The organism is Vibrio qingdaonensis (assembly GCF_026191675.1).
In the GTDB taxonomy this organism is placed as follows: Bacteria; Pseudomonadota; Gammaproteobacteria; order Enterobacterales; family Vibrionaceae; genus Vibrio; species Vibrio qingdaonensis.
Genome location: NZ_JAKRRY010000042.1, coordinates 1 through 17,866, shown reverse-complemented (window position 1 = coordinate 17,866; position 17,866 = coordinate 1). Strand labels below are relative to the sequence as shown.

Annotated in this window: 14 protein-coding genes; 8 read left to right on the top strand and 6 right to left on the bottom strand. The window is 42.0% G+C overall.

What is annotated here, in order from left to right; genetic code table 11:
* Nucleotides 1-8: 8 nt before the first annotated feature.
* Genes napA through napF form a run of 3 tightly spaced genes read right to left on the bottom strand, consistent with a single transcriptional unit; the run spans nucleotide 9 to nucleotide 3,304 of the window.
* Nucleotides 9-2,498, bottom strand: a complete 2,490-nt coding sequence (gene napA, locus MD535_RS21720; RefSeq protein WP_265677134.1) for a periplasmic nitrate reductase subunit alpha — start codon at nucleotides 2,496-2,498, stop codon at nucleotides 9-11.
* Nucleotides 2,495-2,803, bottom strand: a complete 309-nt coding sequence (locus MD535_RS21715; RefSeq protein ID WP_265677133.1) for a chaperone NapD — start codon at nucleotides 2,801-2,803, stop codon at nucleotides 2,495-2,497. Before MD535_RS21715 ends, napA begins: the two co-directional genes overlap by 4 nt.
* 21 nt (nucleotides 2,804-2,824) lie before the next feature.
* Complete coding sequence (gene napF, locus MD535_RS21710; RefSeq protein WP_265677132.1) at nucleotides 2,825-3,304, bottom strand: ferredoxin-type protein NapF; 480 nt, start codon at nucleotides 3,302-3,304, stop codon at nucleotides 2,825-2,827.
* A 256-nt stretch (nucleotides 3,305-3,560) separates the two neighbouring features.
* On the opposite strand from napF, the gene narQ reads away from it, so the two are divergent.
* Both narQ and MD535_RS21700 read left to right on the top strand, forming a co-directional pair.
* The gene (gene narQ, locus MD535_RS21705; protein WP_265677131.1) at nucleotides 3,561-5,279 is read left to right on the top strand and encodes a nitrate/nitrite two-component system sensor histidine kinase NarQ; all 1,719 of its coding nucleotides are present in this window, start codon (nucleotides 3,561-3,563) and stop codon (nucleotides 5,277-5,279) included.
* The gene (locus MD535_RS21700) at nucleotides 5,272-5,904 is read left to right on the top strand and encodes a response regulator (protein ID WP_265677130.1); all 633 of its coding nucleotides are present in this window, start codon (nucleotides 5,272-5,274) and stop codon (nucleotides 5,902-5,904) included. Before narQ ends, MD535_RS21700 begins: the two co-directional genes overlap by 8 nt.
* 169 nt (nucleotides 5,905-6,073) lie before the next feature.
* Here the strand turns inward: MD535_RS21700 and MD535_RS21695 are convergent, their stop codons facing one another.
* The gene (locus tag MD535_RS21695) at nucleotides 6,074-7,945 is read right to left on the bottom strand and encodes a methyl-accepting chemotaxis protein (RefSeq protein WP_265677129.1); all 1,872 of its coding nucleotides are present in this window, start codon (nucleotides 7,943-7,945) and stop codon (nucleotides 6,074-6,076) included.
* Nucleotides 7,946-8,278: 333 nt separating this feature from the next.
* Between MD535_RS21695 and MD535_RS21690 the strand changes: the two genes are divergently transcribed.
* The 6 genes from MD535_RS21690 (at nucleotide 8,279) to MD535_RS21665 (ending at nucleotide 15,859) form a co-directional block, all read left to right on the top strand.
* Nucleotides 8,279-8,971 carry an aspartate/glutamate racemase family protein gene (locus tag MD535_RS21690; protein WP_265677128.1) on the top strand — a complete coding sequence of 231 codons (693 nt, stop codon included), beginning with the start codon at nucleotides 8,279-8,281 and terminating at the stop codon, nucleotides 8,969-8,971.
* Between the two features lie 255 nt (nucleotides 8,972-9,226).
* Nucleotides 9,227-10,627, top strand: coding sequence for a sensor domain-containing diguanylate cyclase (locus MD535_RS21685; RefSeq protein WP_265677127.1), 1,401 nt, complete (start codon nucleotides 9,227-9,229; stop codon nucleotides 10,625-10,627).
* Between the two features lie 169 nt (nucleotides 10,628-10,796).
* Entirely contained in the window at nucleotides 10,797-11,411 is a 615-nt protein-coding gene (locus MD535_RS21680; protein ID WP_265677126.1) for a LysE family translocator, read from the top strand.
* A 134-nt stretch (nucleotides 11,412-11,545) separates the two neighbouring features.
* On the top strand, nucleotides 11,546-12,259 hold the full coding sequence (locus MD535_RS21675; RefSeq protein WP_265677125.1) for a hypothetical protein: 714 nt from the start codon (nucleotides 11,546-11,548) through the stop codon (nucleotides 12,257-12,259).
* Nucleotides 12,260-12,353: 94 nt separating this feature from the next.
* The gene (locus tag MD535_RS21670) at nucleotides 12,354-13,424 is read left to right on the top strand and encodes a polyamine ABC transporter substrate-binding protein (protein ID WP_265677124.1); all 1,071 of its coding nucleotides are present in this window, start codon (nucleotides 12,354-12,356) and stop codon (nucleotides 13,422-13,424) included.
* A gap of 2 nt (nucleotides 13,425-13,426) precedes the next feature.
* On the top strand, nucleotides 13,427-15,859 hold the full coding sequence (locus MD535_RS21665) for a GGDEF domain-containing phosphodiesterase (RefSeq protein WP_265677123.1): 2,433 nt from the start codon (nucleotides 13,427-13,429) through the stop codon (nucleotides 15,857-15,859).
* A gap of 24 nt (nucleotides 15,860-15,883) precedes the next feature.
* On the opposite strand, the gene MD535_RS21660 is transcribed toward MD535_RS21665, so the two are convergent.
* Nucleotides 15,884-16,945 carry a GGDEF domain-containing protein gene (locus MD535_RS21660; RefSeq protein ID WP_265677122.1) on the bottom strand — a complete coding sequence of 354 codons (1,062 nt, stop codon included), beginning with the start codon at nucleotides 16,943-16,945 and terminating at the stop codon, nucleotides 15,884-15,886.
* A gap of 4 nt (nucleotides 16,946-16,949) precedes the next feature.
* Nucleotides 16,950-17,402, bottom strand: a complete 453-nt coding sequence (locus MD535_RS21655; RefSeq protein ID WP_265677121.1) for a hypothetical protein — start codon at nucleotides 17,400-17,402, stop codon at nucleotides 16,950-16,952.
* Between the last annotated feature and the right edge of the window lie 464 nt (nucleotides 17,403-17,866).

Below are 17,866 nucleotides of genomic sequence, written 5' to 3'. Positions count from 1 at the left end.
GATTCTAATTACGCAACTTTAGTAATTTTCACTGGACACTTCTTGAAGTCCGTCTGCTTAGACAGAGGATCAGTTGCATCTAAGATCAGTTTATTAATCAAGATTCGTGCATCGAAGAATGGTACAAATACCAATCCTTGAGGCGGACGGTTACGACCACGTGTTTCAACACGAACTCGTACTTCACCACGCTTGTTAGACATCACAACTTCGTCGCCACGACGCAGACCGCGTGACTTGGCATCTTCTGGGTGGATGTAACATACCGCATCTGGGACGGCTTTATACAGCTCTGGAACACGGCGTGTCATTGTACCGGTATGCCAGTGCTCAAGAACACGGCCTGTACATAACCAAAGGTCAAACTCTTCGTTTGGTACTTCCGGTGGCGCTTCATATGGCGCTGAAATAATCCAAGCTTTGCCGTCAGGTTTACCATAGAAATCCCAGCCAGAGCCTTTCTTGGCATAGGGATCAGAGCCTTCTTTATAGCGCCATAGTGTTTCTTTACCATCAACAACAGGCCAGCGTAAGCCACGAACTTGGTGATAGGTATCGTATGGGGCTAAATCATGGCCATGGCCACGACCGAATGCGGCATACTCTTCAAAGAGGCCTTTTTGGACGTAGTAACCAAAGTGGTGAGCGTCGTCGTTCAGTTCACGGGCTTCTTCGATAGGGAATTTATCGACTTGACCATTGGCAAACAGCATGTCGTACATGGTTTTACCACGGTACTCTGGTGCTTTTGCAAGTAACTCTTCCGGCCATACATCTTCCATCATGAAGCGCTTAGAGAACTCCATCACTTGCCATAGGTCCGATTTTGCTTCGCCAACCGTACCTACTTGTTGATACCAAGCTTGAGTACGACGCTCTGCGTTACCGTATGCGCCTTCTTTTTCAATCCACATTGCGGTTGGAAGGATAAGGTCACCGGCTTGCGCTGTTGCTGTTGGGTATGGGTCAGACACAATGATGAAGTTTTCTGGATTACGGTAACCAGGTAAACGCTCTTCGTTGATGTTAGGACCCGCTTGCATGTTGTTATTACATTGGACCCAATAGCAATTTAGTACGCCGTCGTTAAGCATACGGTCTTGCAGTACCGCGTGGAAACCTGGTTTTGGTGGAATGGTACCTTCTGGTAATTTCCATTCTTTTTCGGCAATAGCACGGTGTTTAGGATTAGCAACGACCATATCTGCTGGTAGACGGTGCGCAAACGTACCTACTTCACGCGCGGTACCACACGCTGACGGTTGACCCGTTAGAGAGAATGGGCTGTTACCAGGAGTGGCGATTTTACCGGTCAATAAGTGGATGTTATAAACCAGACCATTCATCCAAACACCACGTGTGTGTTGGTTCATGCCCATTGTCCATAGTGACATCACTTTAATGTTTGGATCCGCGTATTGCTTCGCAAGCTGAATCAGTTTTTCTTCTGAGACACCAGAAATTTCAGACGCTTTTTCAACAGTATAAGGGGCAACAGAGGCTTTGTACTGTTCAAAGTTGATAGCGCTCATCTTACCTGAGTTTGGATTCGCCGCTTCTTTTTGAAGTGGGTTATCATCTCGAAGGCCGTAACCGATATCTGTGTCAGCTTGCTTGAAGTTAGTGTGCTTGTTAACAAAGTCCCAGTTTACAGCATCGTTTTGAATGATGTAGTTCGCAATGAAGTTTGCAATGGCTAGGTCAGACTGTGGTTCAAAGATGTAACCTTCATCAGCAAGTTCAAATGAACGATGGTAATAAGTAGAAAGGACGTTCACTTTTACGTGTGGGTGGCTTAATCGACGGTCTGTAATGCGAGTCCAGAGTACTGGGTGCATTTCTGCCATGTTAGAGCCCCAAAGTACAAAAGCATCCGCATTTTCGAAGTCGTCGTAACAGCCCATTGGTTCATCGATACCAAATGCGCGCATGAAACCTACAACCGCAGATGCCATACAGTGACGTGCGTTCGGGTCAATGTTGTTTGAGCGGAAGCCCGCCTTCATCATCTTCGCCGCGGCGTAACCTTCCATGACTGTCCACTGGCCAGAGCCAAACATACCGACACTAGTTGGTCCTTTTGCTTTCAGTGAGGCTTTCCATTTCTCTGCCATAATATCGAAAGCTTGATCCCAAGAAATCGGAGTGAACTCACCTTCTTTATCGTATTTACCATCAGTCATACGCAGCAGAGGTTGCTGCAGACGATCGTTACCATACATAATTTTTGAGAGGAAGTAGCCTTTAATACAGTTCAGACCTTTGTTCACAGGTGCTTCAGGGTCACCTTGTGTCGCAACAACTTTACCATTTTGTGTTCCGACTAAAACTGAACAGCCAGTACCACAAAAGCGACAAGGCGCTTTATCCCACGTGATTTTTGTTTGATCTGAACTAGCGATCAGATTGGTCGCAGAAGCGGGTAGAGTGATACCGGCTACTGCGGCTGCTGATGCCGCTGCGTTCGCTTTCACGAACGCTCGTCTTGTCATTTTCATACTTCACCCTCAAGTTGGGAATGGTTACTTCCAGTGTTATCGTTTGAATCCTCTTCCAACCCAGTCTCTATTTGGTGATAGACTAAAGCAGTATTAAGGACATTCGGTAAGTTGTTGATAGCATCAATCGTGTCAGTGACGTAACCTTGATTTTCAGTTTCTAAAACGACAATAATTTTGCCGTCTTCACTTTCACCATAAATTTCAGCGTTATCGAATGCTTCGATTTGCGCTTTGATTTCTGTGAGGCACTCTGCCCGACAGTGAACTACTAAACTTGAAATGTGCACTTCATTTAGTGACATAAACAGTTCTTCTCATTGTTTTTATAAATTGCTCACAGAGATTGATGAAGTGGGGCAGATAGACACACATGCGCCACAACCACTACATTCACCTAACTCGATTTCTGGTAAAGCCACGCCACCCAATCTTAACTTGAATTGGATTGCCATCGTTTCACAAGCATCCCCGCAGCTTCGGCACTCGACATTTTTATGTGCTAAGCAGGAGTCTGTGATGCTTGCTTTGGCGTTCCAAGGCTGGCTGTCTTTATTATTAAATATAGGCTCTGGACAAATTTCTGCACATTTATAGCAAAAGGTGCATTCGTCTATTGTAAAGTTGATACTTGGGTAGCCGCCGTCAGCATGTTCGATGATACCCGTCTCACATGCACCGACACACTTCCCACATCGAGTACACAAATCAGTAAACGTCTGGAGCTCATTAACCCAAGGTAACCGTATTTGTTTGCTATCAATGTTTTTGCGGGTAAAAAAACGACGCTTCGAAATATCAACCATTCACACCACCGATAAAGACTGTACGCGACACTTTTATTACTCTAGTTAGGAGTGATGCGTTCTGTTAACAATCTTTAATTAATAATCATATAAATTGTAAGTTTTGACACATTTGTATAAATACCCCTTAGGAGGTAATTGTAGGCTATCATTGTTTTGGATCAATAAATTACACGCCTTTGATAGACATAGTGTGATCTTGAAATTCCGACACAATGACATGAATTTAGAAAGTTATAGATGAGATGAACAAAATATGAAAAAGCCGAGCAAATCATTGACTGGAACAATAGCAAAAGCCATGATTTGTATTCTATTGTTGTCGGTGGTGACAACGAATTTTGCCATTCTAACGTTAGCGTCAAGTTTGAATGATGCTGAAGCGGTGAACGTATCAGGTTCGATGAGAATGCAAAGTTATCGACTTGCCCATGATATCCAATCGGACTCTTCGCTGTACTACCTACATGTTAAACAATTTGAAGCGTCTTTGTACTCACCGTCCATGCTCGCTCTGCAAGCATGGGATGTGCCAGAAAATATTACTCATGAATATTATCAGCTCATATATCGTTGGCATGATTTGAAAAAAGTGCTCGATGGTAACGATAGAGCTGAGTACCTACTTTTAGTGGCGGATTTTGTCGATAGAATCGATCACTTTGTGCTTAATTTGCAAGAACACTCAGAAAATAAGCTGATTCGTCTAGCGTGGGCTGGAGGTTTTGGACTTGGTGGTATTTTGATTGTCGCAGTGTATGTCGTTTTGTTTGTGAGGAGGCAAGTAGTACGCCCGCTCGGACAGCTTATATCGGCAAGCGAGCAAATACAGAATCGCTCTTTTGATGTGTCCGTGGATATTCGCTCAGATAATGAACTGGGCATCTTGTCTCGGGCATTTCAAAATATGGCTGAAGATCTCGGGAAACTGTATCGAGGTTTAGAGTTTGCGGTGAACGAAAAGACCCATAAGCTACAGCATGCGCATCAGTCATTGCAAGTGTTGTATAAATCGTCGCAAGAACTGGCGGCGACACGAATTTCGCATGAGAATTTTCGCGCCATACTGACTTACATTTACAGTGTTGAAGGTGTCGTGGCAGTAGAATTAAAAGTTGATGAGGTGGAAGGTCGCCCGTGGATAGCGACAGAAGGTCAGTTTACTGAACACCCCATTCATACCAAGGTGCTCTATCTTGACGGGCAAACACTAGGTACCCTTCGTTATCAGCCTGGTCTTCCGTGCCCTGATGAAAAATTGATTGATAACTTTGTGTTGATCCTAGCTCGGGCCGTCTATTACAACAAAGCACAGAGACAAAGTGAGCATATAATTTTAATGGAGGAGCGAGCCACGATTGCACGTGAATTACATGACTCTCTAGCTCAGTCATTGTCTTACTTGAAAATACAGGTAACACTACTAAACCGTTCGTTATCGAAAGAGATGACAGATCTGCAGAGAAGCCGTTCGCAAGTGGTGTTGAATGACATCCGTACGGGATTAGATAGCGCCTATACCCAGCTTCGTGAGTTGCTGACGACGTTTCGCCTCTCGATTAAAGAGGGAACGTTTGGCGAAGCAATCGCAGAAATGTTGCACCAACTTGATGAACGGACCGAAGCTGAGATTGATCTAGATAATCAGCTATCCTCATTAGAATTAGGCGCGAATGAGCAAGTTCATTTATTACAGCTGATTCGTGAAGCGGTACTTAACGCGATCAAACATGCCTATGCCACTACCATTACGGTTTCGTGTATCGAAGAAGATAATGGCTTTGTTACTGTTAAAATTACAGATGATGGTGTAGGGTTCGACCAAAATACTGAAAAGCTAAACCACTATGGTATGAGTATTATGCAAGAACGAGCTGCGCGTTTAAATGCGCAGCTGACAGTGAATGCAGAACACAATGCTGGATGTGAAGTGGTGTTAATGTTTCAAAGAAGTAAGGAGCCACAGAGTGAGTGAATGTAAAGTCCTATTAGTCGATGACCACCCGCTAATGAGGCGTGGTATTGGGCAGTTGTTGAGTTTTGAAGATGAGTTTGATGTTATAGCAGAAGCGAGTAATGGTGCGGATGCGGTTGCTATGGCAAAAGAGCATAATCCAGACTTAATTTTGCTTGATTTGAATATGAAAGGTATGTCGGGTTTAGATACTCTAAAAGCACTACGCGAAGACGACTTTCAGGGACATATCGTCATCTTAACGGTTTCAGACAGTCCTGCAGACATTGAATCACTGGTTAAGGCGGGGGCGGACGGCTACTTACTCAAAGACACTGAGCCTGACGAAATCATAGAAAGATTGAATGGTTTATCTATTGGTGAGAAAGCATTCAGTAGCGTGATTGAAAAATACCTTGAGGAGCGTGGTAGCACGGAAGATGTATTCTCTTCGCTAACCGAACGCGAAACGCAAATTCTTCAGGAAGTCGCGAAAGGGTTTAGAAATAAACAGATCGCTGACCGCTTGTTTATCTCTGAATCGACAGTGAAAGTGCATATGAAAAGCCTGTTGAGAAAGCTTCAAGTACCTTCTCGAACCGCGGCGACTATTTTGTATCTTGAACGATATGGTGAGCTTAAATAGCGCTGATTTTATCGGTTTGCCTTTGAGACATATACAGTATAGAACCAAATATTATTAAAAAGGGGTCAGCACTCAGTGCTAACCCCTTTTTAATTGTGAATAGGACACGTCATCAAGCGTGGCCTAATTTAGTTGGTGAGGTTTTACCTTACACCTTACACCTTACACCTTACACCTTAAAGCTGCCTAGCAATTGCTCTTGTTGGTGAACGTTTGAGGTTTGCTCTTTCATTGCTTCATTAGCGCCTTTTGCCGAATCAGAAACTAGTTCACTTAAGTCTTTAATCTTAATGGTGTTAGAGTTAATTTCCTCTGCGACTAAGCTTTGTTCTTCAGCTGCAGCAGCAATCTGCATATTCATGTCCGAGATTTGCGCAATAGACTGACGAATTTTTTCAAGTGCGTCGTTGGCTTGCTGTGCGCGCTCTACGGCTTGAACAGCGCTGCCTTTACTTTGCGTCATGGCATTGGAAACCAAGTGTGCTCCAGATTGTAATTGTTCAATCATACTGCGGATTTCTGTTGTCGATTGTTGCGTGCGTTGCGCCAGAGTGCGGACTTCATCAGCGACAACGGCAAACCCTCGTCCAGATTCCCCTGCTCGCGCCGCTTCGATGGCAGCGTTGAGAGCTAATAAATTCGTCTGGTCAGCAATATCGTTAATGACCTTTAAGATGGTTTCAATATTATCAGTGGCAGTCTCCAACCCTTGCACTTCATGAACCGCGTCGTCAATGCTTGCAGAAAGCGTTGTGATGGCTTCAGTCGTATCCATGACGACCGTTGAACCTTCTTGAGTGGCGTTATCGGCCTCTTGAGCCGCGCTTGCAGCCCCTTGTGCATTGTTGGCAACTTCAGCAGACGTACTGGCCATTTCATTCATTGCGGTAGCGAGTTGTTCTAGCTCTTGCAGTTGGGTGGTCATCGCCTCGGCTGATTGCTTAGAACCTTCCGTCGTCTGCTCAGTTAACTGCATGATTTTTGAGGAAATGAGTTTTGACTGAATGATTTGTCCTTGCAAGTTTTCTGTAAAGGTATTAAACCCACGAGCAAGTTCAGCGAACTCTTCATCGGTATTTGTATCTAGGCGGTGAGTTAGGTCACCATCACCATTGGCAACATCTTGGATAGCTGAGTTTAGTTCATTTAGTGGTTTCATTAACACGCGAATGAGCAATGTTAGTACGATTACACTAACAATCAGACCTGAAATGATGAAGAAGATGGATTGGTTACGCAGTTCACTCATTGCCGAAAAAGCGATGCCTTTATCAATGATTGCGCCCACATACCAGTTTTCTTCAGGGACGAGAACTAAGTTAACTTGATACTCTTTTCCATCAAAGCTGAGCTGCTGAGCGCCTTCCTTTAATGCAACATTAGGAAGGAAAGCGCCGATAGGTTCGCCATTTAAGCTGCTATCTGGATGTGCAATCGTCATGCCCTTGTCAGTCACAACAAACAAATAGCCCGCACCGAAGAGATCGGTTTGGTTAACCATGTCTGCCAGTGTGGTCAATGTAACATCAAACACCACACTTCCGATAAATTGACCATCAGTGTCATTAAGAGGTGAACCGAGAGAAATAATGACGTTTTTGGTCGAGGAGTCGACGTAAGGGTCAGTAATGATCGTGTCACGGGCCATCTTAGATTCGCTATACCATGGACGCGTACGAGCATCATAGTTTGCATCAGGAACCCAACCATCATTACTCACTAAGGTACCAGTATCGTCATAACCAATACCGACCGCTTGGAAGGTGTTTCTAAGCGTTGGCGTAGTGATGACCTTTGTCACGTAGTGACGATCGTTAGGTGCGATCTCGATAGATTCGGTCACTGCGCTAGCTAAATCGCGTTTGGCATTCAGATCATATGAAATGGTGCTTTTTACCCCGGATATGAGCTCGTGGATGCTAGAGTCGATATGAGTTTGTAATTCGCTTCGAACCGTCATCAGTTGCGTGATGCCGAGCGTTGATACAGTGACAAGCAGCAAGGCTGCGGAAGCAGAGACGATTTTGTGACTAAATTTCATACATTACCTTAAATTTAACATGGTATTTCAACGATTTAGCTTTTACTGTCGTTGTTTTTATTATTATTGCTGTGAATGTGCACTCGCTATTGAGTACATTGTTTTGTATAGCTAAGTATATTATCGGTGCCGATTTGGCGAACTTTAATATATTCACGAATTTTTTTACTGGTCAGCGCACTTTGCGCTATGCATGGTGAGAGTCACACCTGTGAAATCTATGAATGAAATAAAGACGGTTATTATTTAGCAGTATTGAGGCCGTTAACTTGAAGAGTTGTGTGGTATTGCTTAAGTTAAAATGACATTAATGGTGATGAGGGAAGCTGACGCATGAAAACGATAGGGTTACTTGGTGGTATGAGCTGGGAATCAACAACGAATTATTATAAAGCCATCAATGAGGGAGTTAAATCTGAACTTGGTGGTTTTCATTCCGCGAAAATTGCGATGTACAGTGTCGATTTTGCAGAAATTGCTGCACTACAGAACAGCGAAGATTGGCAACAAACCGTGACTATCTTGAGTAAAGCCGCAAAAGCTGTGGAATCGGCGGGTGCAGATTGTCTGTTAATCTGCACCAATACTATGCATAAAGTCGCCAATGATGTGGCAAGTAGCGTATCCATTCCGTTGATTCATATTGCCGATGCAACAGCAGACGAATTAAACAAAGACGATCGCCGAATCGTGGGTTTACTCGGCACCGCCTTTACCATGGAGCAACGTTTCTATAAAGAACGTCTTGAAGCTCAAGGCATCAAAGTACTGGTACCGAATGGTGTCCAAAGAAAGCTTGTTCATGACATCATTTATCGAGAATTGGTGCAGGGGGAAGTAAAAATAAACTCCCGTCAAGATTACTTAGAAGTCATTGCAGATTTGAAGGAGCAAGGCGCAGAGGCGATTATTTTGGGTTGTACGGAAATAGCGATGCTAATTAATGAGGAGGTAACTCCGGTGCCGTTGTACGATACGACCAAAATTCACTCTGCTGCTGCGGTAAAGTTTGCTTTAAACGGTTAGTGGTATCAGGTGGCGAACAACCGTTTTTGGATCGTCGGTTGTTTGCTGCTAGATCGCGACAACGCATGGCCTTTTTTTGGTGACTGAATGTACTGAGAGAACCGAAAGTCTAGCGTTAAGAATCTTCTTAATGATTAATTAGTTATTTATGCGATTTAGGTCGTATTTGCTGATTTTTTTGGCAGCATGTCACATAAAAAGTGTCTATACATAAGGGACTACAAATAATTACTGTGATGAAGCTGGAGAAACGTTGTGAGTTTACTTCAATCGGTGGTGCGTCAGTTTTTGATGGTCGCTCTGATTTGTTGCACGTTAAATGTTCAAGCTGCCCATGAAACATTAACGATTTCTAACTCTAAGGCTTGGAAACCGTATTCCTATCTTGATGATGATGGTAAACCATCGGGTATATTAATTGACTTATGGAAAAGTTATGGTCAAGCCAATGATGTTGAAGTGGTCTTTAAATTAGTTGATTGGCAAACCTCCATTGATTTAGTTCGAGATCGACAAGTCGATATTCATGCCGGATTGTTACGCTCAACGGAGCGTGAGGAATTTTTAGAGTTTGCGATAGAGCTACTACAAATTGACAATCAACTCTATTTTCATCAAGAGTTGGTGAGCTTTAATGTTAACGATTTTTTACTCGGTTCTCATAGTTATGACGTAGGTGTGGTACGTGGTGGATATGAAGAATCTCACTTACGTAAAAATTTCCCCAATGTGTCATTAAAGGCGTTTAAAAATAATGAAGATATGATCAACGCGGCACTTCGAGGCGATATTTTGGTTTTTAGTGCAGACTTGCAAGTGGCGAATTATTATCTTTACAGTGAGGGAGTAAACCAAGACTTTATAGCCGTTAAACGCTTATACACCGGGACGCTATACGCCGCTTCTGAACGGTCTAATAGTCAATTACTCTCTCAGGTCTCAGAGCGGTTTCACAATATTAGTTCAGAAGAAAAGCAGCGTGTATTCAGTAAATGGATGCACATAAGAACCGTTTATCCTCAGTATTTATTGCCGCTTGCATTGAGTCTATTTTGTCTACTGATTGGCGGTTACGCTGTGTTACTTCGCTACAATGTACGTAAAAAAACCGGTGAACTTGCCGCAATAAACAAGGATCTTAAATTTTTGTCAGAAACCGATGCGCTCACAGGGTTAAGTAATCGCCGTCGTTTCTTTCAGTGTTTGGAGCTGTTTAGGAATCGCCAATCTACGCTTACGGTTGTCATTATCGATATCGATAATTTTAAGTTAGTGAATGATCAATACGGTCATATAAATGGTGACATGGTGATTCGTTCGGTAGTCAATACCGTTAAGGCAACCATTTCTGATGGCCAAGTTTTTGCTCGTATTGGTGGGGAAGAGTTTGCTATCTGCTATTGTGACAGCAACATTGAACAATCCACTAGGCACGCTCAGCACCTTTGTCGATTGGTGCGAGAGATTATGCTCCCAGATATTGATTACACCCCAATTACCATCAGCGTAGGTTGTGCTGTGTATCAACAGGCAAAAGACTGTAAGACACTGGCAGACGCAGATAAGTTGATGTACCAAGCGAAAAATAATGGTAAAAATCAGGTCGTTTCTGGGCAAATTTTGCCATTAGACCATGTTAATACAGAGGCATCGTGATCTTAAGTAACGTAGTGCTCTGGTATCTGAAGGCTTAAACATCGTTACGCTCGGTCGTAATACAAGCTCAGTCAGGATACGACTCGCTATAATATTGATTCATTAGCAGTTAATCGGTTCTCTGCTAAGACAACTTGGTGTAGAGTTGCTCTGTTAATAAGGAGCAAAAATGACACTAACAACTTGGATTTCACTTTTTACGATTTGTTTACTTGGTGCGATGTCACCCGGACCGAGTTTAGCTATTGTTGCCAAACATAGTTTATCTGGTGGCCGAGTGAACGGTTTTGCCACCGCCTGGGCGCACGCTGTCGGAATTGGTATTTATGCGTTGGTTACCGTACTTGGTTTAACCGTATTATTGCATCAGTTTCCATTGGTCTTTAAGTCGCTTTCATTAATGGGCGCCCTTTATCTGGCGTGGTTAGGCTACAATGCACTGCGGTCTAAGGGCGGGATAGTTGAGCGATTAGAGTCAGGCCAGCCAGTGTCGGTGTTAACGTCGGCGAAAGAAGGTTTTTTTATTTCTCTTTTTAGTCCCAAGATCGCATTGTTTTTTACCGCGCTTTTTAGCCAGTTTGTTGCGGTAGGAAGTGAACTGTCAGACAAGGCGATCATTATTGCGACTCCGCTGGTCGTGGATGGGCTTTGGTATACGCTTATTACTGTGATGCTATCCTCACCTTATTTACTCAAGTTTTTGAAGTCGAAAGCGCGTATTATTGATCAAATTTCAGGTGTTGTTCTTATTCTTTTGGCTATTCGGGTTCTGTTTACACTTTAAACTTCAGCGCTTAACCAGTGACGCTTAGTCTGTGACTATTCGTCAGGCTAAATGGCCCCTATAGTTTGTCCTGAACTTGTGATATTGACAATCTGTTCATACACTTAACTTAAAACAAAGCACTAGGAAAAGTTGTGAACCGATTGTCATTAAATAAACAAGCCTTTGTTGTTATATTCTTCTTTGGAACTCTAATGGGTTGCCAGCCCCAAATGATGGACGAACCTTTACCTGAACGATTCGGACTCGATAACGTCAATATATTAGTCCAACAAAAAATATTGTTGCCAGAGAAGCTCGAAGCGTCACCGCAAAACGCCCACTATAAAGCGGGAGCGGTGGACCTTAATCTGGATGGTCGTGATGAAATAATGGTGTTAATGCAGGGATCTTATTTCTGTGGTTCAGGCGGTTGTACCGCCTACCTTTTTAACGATAAAGGCGAACAATTGAACCGTATGACAGTGGTTAGAGAGCCTATCTTGATGTCTGAGCGGCGCTCAAAGGGTTGGAAAGATTTTTATGTGTGGAGCGATGATTCACTTCGTACTATGAGCTATGACGGCGTCAGTTATCCTAAAAATCCGTCTCTAGAACCCAAATACGAGCGCCACTTAGAGCAAAAAGCCGCGCGACAGCTTGCCGAAATTCAAGAGGTATATGTACAAGATGGTTACGACCTTACACTTGTCGATGAGGTTCCACTCTTTTATCCAGTACATTCCTATCCGTTTCAATTTAAGCACCATGGAGATCCTAAGAGTGAATATAAGCTAACAGTCAATATGCTCACTGGACACTTAGATTTTGAAATATCTGATATTTCGGATAAAAAGCCGTCACCTTAAGCGTTGGTTTCTCATAAGTGAGATGCATCTAGCTCGTCTTCGGCATGTGGGTGTTCTAACCTATTACTAGCGGATAAGGTTTAGGTTACATATCATGAATAGAATCTTAAGCAAGGATGCGAGTCGCCGGTTAGCCCAAGTTGTATCACTCTGTACATTGTGTATTTCCAGTTATGTGTTTGGCGGGCATGGCGTTATTTCCTTGTATAACTGGGAGGCTTTTTTAGCAGACAGCGTAAAAGAGCAATTAGGAAAAAAACACAATGTTTCTATTGAGGAAACCTATTTTTCTGATGAAGGCGTCAGAGATGAAGTGATGCTAAGTGAGCGCCGTCATGCTTTCGACCTTGTGGTTATTGAGAGTGTTAGGTTACAACTTCTTGCTGAGCAAGGTGTTATCGCGAAGATTCCTAAGACACTTAAAGATGAGCTGTCGCCGAATTTTGATAGCAAGTGGAGTGATGCCTGCGGTGATTATGGGATCCCCTATGCGTGGGGTACGAGTGGGATTTTGTATCGAAAGTCTGCGTTTGAAACGCCCGTTACGTCTTGGAACGATTTACTGCATCCCACGAAGGGCTTAAAAAGTCGTATTGCGATGTATTACAATCCTATTGATGCGATTGCTATCGCCTTACTTTCTGAGAACAAAGATCCTTTTTCAAGTGTTAATCAAGACCTCAAGCAAGCCTATGCATTACTTAGTCAGCAACGACCGTTGCTGTATACGTCAGATTACATTCTCAACTATCTGGATTCACCTGAAAAGATTGGTAATATTGATATTGCGTTTGGTTTTTCTGGCGACGAATTTGTGCTTAATGAAGATGTCCAAGGTGAAGAAAATGAGTGGGCTTATGTAGTGCCGGAAGAGGGGACGACGATCTGGCTAGAGTGTTTGACTATACCGCAAGGTACATTTGTTTCTTCAGATCTACTTACTGTGATTCGTTTTCTTTCTAACCCTAAAATCGCCGCGTTAAATGCTGAAGAGTCCTGGTTTTCGACCCCGAATCAGCTCGCGTTAGAATATGTAAGTCAAGATTACCTCAGCGAACCCTCACTCAACCCACCTCAATCTGTATTTGAAAAGAGTTTTCTCTATCGCCGTGTAACAGACTTAGGTTTGCTTTTGAGACAAAGGATTGTTGAGGAATTGAGGTAAATATGACGTTACTTAAGCGATTGCATTTATGGTTAATTCCTATTCTCACTTTTTTGGTGATAATTGCAGGAATAGCAATATATTATCAACGAATTGAAGGATACAAAACGCTTGAGGTGATCAAGTGGCAAGACAAAGTAACCAGTGCTTTCAATGCGACTAATTATGAACAACATGGTATTTCCTCTATGGCGCATGAGGTTGCAGGGACTATTCAATTTTTGCGCCTTACTCAAAATACCAGTGACATTGCTAGGCGAAGTTTCTTAGAAAAATATCTGAGTCAATTGGTTGAAAAGCCGAGAATAAAAGCGCTCGATGGGGCTCAAATATTTGTAATTGATGAGCTATTTACTGTTGTCGCAACTTCGATCAAACGAGGCCCGTTTTATTTTCCAACACTCCCTGATGAAATCTATCAGCGGACGTTCGATACCTATGTGAAAATATCGTTAGGTGAACCGTTTCTTAGTGATGGATTTATTTATCAGTCAGATAATGACCAAGTAAGATTCTCGTTCGTTGGCGCTTATGATAGTAAGTTGTTTCCTGAAGACCCGCGTGCTCAGGTGCAAAAAGAGCGAACGATATTAATTACCGATGCACCGTTGACTCATTTAACGACATTGTTGAACGATATTAAATCCGTCACCTATGTTAATGCAGATTTTTCATTAGCTAACAATAACAATAACAATATAGTATCTACGAGAGAAATTAAGTTATCACAGACTGAAGATAGTTTGACCAATCGAACGCAGTTGTCCTTTTCCAGTTCTAAAATGACGTTAACACTGAGTATACAGGACAATCATTATGATAGTGAAAAGCGTCGCATAGCATTGGAAGTCTTTGGCTATATCGTTGCAATTGAAGCAATACTTCTGTTTGTGATTATTACTATTATGAGAATGCGAATACTAAAGCCTATTTCACATCTTATTGACGATATTAAAGCGGGTGGTCAAGAATTACGCTACTTTAAACGCTCAAAAGGTGATGACGAAATATCAGTATTGAAAAATGCTTATATCGATACGCTGAGTAAAGTTAAGTTTGAAGCTGAATTTGATTACTTAACTCGATTAGCTAATCGTCGAACGTTTACATCACATATAGAAAAAAGAATACAGTGCTATGCAAACGACAATGCATTCATTATCGGTTGGGATATTAAAGACTTTAGAAAGATTAATGATCTCTACGGTACGAACATTGGCGACCGCGTACTGGTTGCCGTGGCGGAATGTTTAAGAACATTTATTCATAACTATCAGGCTGATCTTGGTATGGGTTGTAGTGATTACTCTATTAGTCGCTATGGCGGAAACTGTTTCGTCGCTGTTGTTGATGTCAATCATGGGGATAAAATAGACTCCTTCATTAGACAGTTTGAATCTAAAAGGGGAAATTGTGTTGTTGTAGATGGTTACACGTTTAACTTGGATGTGGCGATCGCTATTTTTCCTCTGTCATTAAGTGAGCGAAGTGAGTTGTGGCAGAAAGGGCTTGAAGAAGCTTTTAATAAATCTAAGCAAATTCGGAGTCGACAAGCGTTGGTCATTTTTGATAAAAAATTGGCGCGTCAATTAGAACGTCGTGATGAGATTGAAAAAATACTGCTATCATGCAGTCGAAACGGTGAGTTTGAGCTTGAATTCATGCCATTAATTGATGCGAAGACCATGTTGATTAAGGGCATGGAAGTGCTAATTCGATGTCCATCTCTGCTTCAATTCAACACTGGTCCAGATGAGTTCATTCGAATTGCGGAGCAAGCTAATATTATTTCTTCGATTGATCAGTGGGTTATCGAGAATGCATTTTCATCGTATCAACGGATGAGAAACGAATGTAATTACCAAGAAAGCATTTCGATTAATGTGTCGGCACTAGAATTGTATAACGTGATGTTTATTGACTTGCTGACTAAGGCGAGTAGAAAATATCAAATAGCACCACAAAAAGTGGTAATTGAAATCACTGAAACCAGTTATGTTAAGAGTACGCAAGATACGATAGGTATGGTTGAGGCGTTACGAGACTTAGGTTTTAAGGTGTCTCTAGACGATTTTGGAACGGGTTACACGTCGATCAATCAGTTGCTCCATTATCCAGTGGATGAGTTAAAAATTGATAAGAGCTTTGTTGAGCTTATTGGTTCAGGAAGCGGTAATGAAAAAATGTTAACGTCGATCATCGCTTTAGCTCATACATGTGGTGCAAGTGTTGTCGGCGAAGGTGTTGAAGATAGTTATCAAAGCCATTATCTCAGCAATATTGGTTGTGATACATTACAGGGCTATGTATTTAGTCAGCCGCTTGCATTTGATGATTTTTGTCAACTGTACCGTACCTATGACGCGGAGCATTATCGAGATCAAGTCAATGACGTCTCATTGATTAATAAAAAGTACTCACCAATGAATGACTAACTCAGCAGGTCATTCATTGGTGAGTTAAGCGTTATGTGATGCGGCTTTGCGACGAGAGAGCAGTGTTAATCGTTCCAGTAGTATAGAACGATGGACGTTGTTTTCGTGAATGAGCGAAATATCCATTATTAGTTCTAAGTCGCCTAAGTTAATAGGTTCATTTAAACTGTCCCTCATTGCTTTTAACGTCTTTTCATTTTGTATCGATTGGCTATATTTACTTAGTGCAATTAGTGTCGCACCGCTATAGCGATATAATTTGAATCGGCTATCTATTAATGATGATATCTTTTCTGCTGCAGACTTAATCAGAATATCACCATAATCAATACCATACTTTTGATTTATTTCGTCTAAATTTAGAACGCGAATGGAGAGTATACTGTAATAATTTTGAGAAAACTGCGGCTTTAGGTCGTATGTGAGTGCAGAACGATTCATTAATCGTGTGAGTGGGTCACGTCGATAGATTGATTTTCTTATTAAAGATTCTATCCAAAAAATAACAATGATAATTACAAAAAGAGAGACGAGAACCATGGTTGTCATTTTCTGTGTTAGTAATAATCGTTCTAAATCATAGGAGTTCTTCTTAAATAAAGGGCTTTGTAATCTAAAATTGGTGTTAATGAAGTTGATAACTTCGTTAAAGTTTAAAACAACGCGATGCTCGAGCGCTTCTTGTTTTATCTTACCAGACTCATAGAGTTTAAGAGAGTTTTCTAACGCTTGAAATCTCTCGAATTGGTCTGAAAAGAAATAGTAATAGTTCTCGTCTTTAATAAAATTTGAAGACTCTCGACTGTTCAGGATTATGTCGAAACGACTCCAAGTTAGATCAAAATGAAGCCAAAGATTTTTGGTTTCGACGGGAGTGATACGGACTTCTGTGACAAATTGAGAGTACTCTTTTACCAGCTGGAAAACGAACCACGTCGCTTCATTTTTTCGTTCAGAAAAACCATCATTAATAGTGTTAATCTTTTCGATGGTGATGATATTGACGGTTAATGCCAGCGTCGTTAAAAACGCTAAGAACAGCTTTATTATGTTAAGAGGAACCACTTCGACTAGATATTTAATCATAAACCTACATTTGAATGCGTTTAAGTTGCCAAATCATTTTTGAATGATAGTCCGTGATGTTTAATTCCGGTTTAGTCGCGATAGGAAAGATAATCCAAAATGGTCCTTTGTTTCGGATAGACATCGGTTCACCATCCTTGAGGATTGCAATGATAGGGGAATACGTTTCAATATCCGATCGAGGAATAACCACCTGATAATTATTTAAAGCAACGAAGGTTAGGCTTGGCGGAAGCGCCAGTTTAGACTGTTTGAACAGGGTTTGTAACGTCACTCCCTGAAAGGTCGCCTCTTCTTCAAGCCAAGGAAGTGTCGTCGTAATGGAAGTTTGCGGCATATCCAACAGCTGACTATCGGAAATGACATACTTAGTATTATTGGTGTCGGCAATAGTCAATTGGTTTGCCCAAACGCATTGGCTGAAAAACACCGCTATTATGGTCATCCAGGTCTTCATTATCGGACTCCTTCCGTTTCAACGATTCCTTCCTATATTGATAGTCTAGGAAGCACAGAACGAGTATCAAGCATGATCCTGTTTCACTTTTGAGACAGTTGTCATTATGCAACCAACCTCATCTGTAGTGGTGTCTGATACTGTAGGTTCTAACGGATGAATGACAGCGCGAAAAGTGCATTATGGACAAAGTGCAGTGAGTGTTTATAAAGTGTGGTGAGGGTTTAGGGAGAGGACGAAAGATTGGAGCGAGGAAAACGAAGAGCCATAACGGATAACCGTTACGGCTCTTGAAAAGACTAGAGCGATATCTCGTTGTAGTGACGTGATATTAATCTCTTATTTATCGACATCACGTCATTTATTTTAGCAGGCCACGTGCCGTTTCAACGACGTTCTCTGTGGTAAAGCCAAACATCTTGAATAGCTCACCCGCTGGCGCAGACTCACCAAATGTTGTCATA

What these genes read in the sequence shown, in the direction of transcription:
- napA (WP_265677134.1), bottom strand. Translation starts at nt 2,498, where the DNA reads ATGAAAATGACAAGACGAGCGTTCGTGAAAGCGAACGCAGCGGCATCA.
- MD535_RS21655 (WP_265677121.1), bottom strand. Translation starts at nt 17,402, where the DNA reads ATGAAGACCTGGATGACCATAATAGCGGTGTTTTTCAGCCAATGCGTT.
- MD535_RS21695 (WP_265677129.1), bottom strand. Translation starts at nt 7,945, where the DNA reads ATGAAATTTAGTCACAAAATCGTCTCTGCTTCCGCAGCCTTGCTGCTT.
- MD535_RS21670 (WP_265677124.1), top strand. Translation starts at nt 12,354, where the DNA reads ATGAATAGAATCTTAAGCAAGGATGCGAGTCGCCGGTTAGCCCAAGTT.
- napF (WP_265677132.1), bottom strand. Translation starts at nt 3,304, where the DNA reads ATGGTTGATATTTCGAAGCGTCGTTTTTTTACCCGCAAAAACATTGAT.
- MD535_RS21690 (WP_265677128.1), top strand. Translation starts at nt 8,279, where the DNA reads ATGAAAACGATAGGGTTACTTGGTGGTATGAGCTGGGAATCAACAACG.
- narQ (WP_265677131.1), top strand. Translation starts at nt 3,561, where the DNA reads ATGAAAAAGCCGAGCAAATCATTGACTGGAACAATAGCAAAAGCCATG.
- MD535_RS21665 (WP_265677123.1), top strand. Translation starts at nt 13,427, where the DNA reads ATGACGTTACTTAAGCGATTGCATTTATGGTTAATTCCTATTCTCACT.
- MD535_RS21715 (WP_265677133.1), bottom strand. Translation starts at nt 2,803, where the DNA reads ATGTCACTAAATGAAGTGCACATTTCAAGTTTAGTAGTTCACTGTCGG.
- MD535_RS21680 (WP_265677126.1), top strand. Translation starts at nt 10,797, where the DNA reads ATGACACTAACAACTTGGATTTCACTTTTTACGATTTGTTTACTTGGT.
- MD535_RS21660 (WP_265677122.1), bottom strand. Translation starts at nt 16,945, where the DNA reads ATGATTAAATATCTAGTCGAAGTGGTTCCTCTTAACATAATAAAGCTG.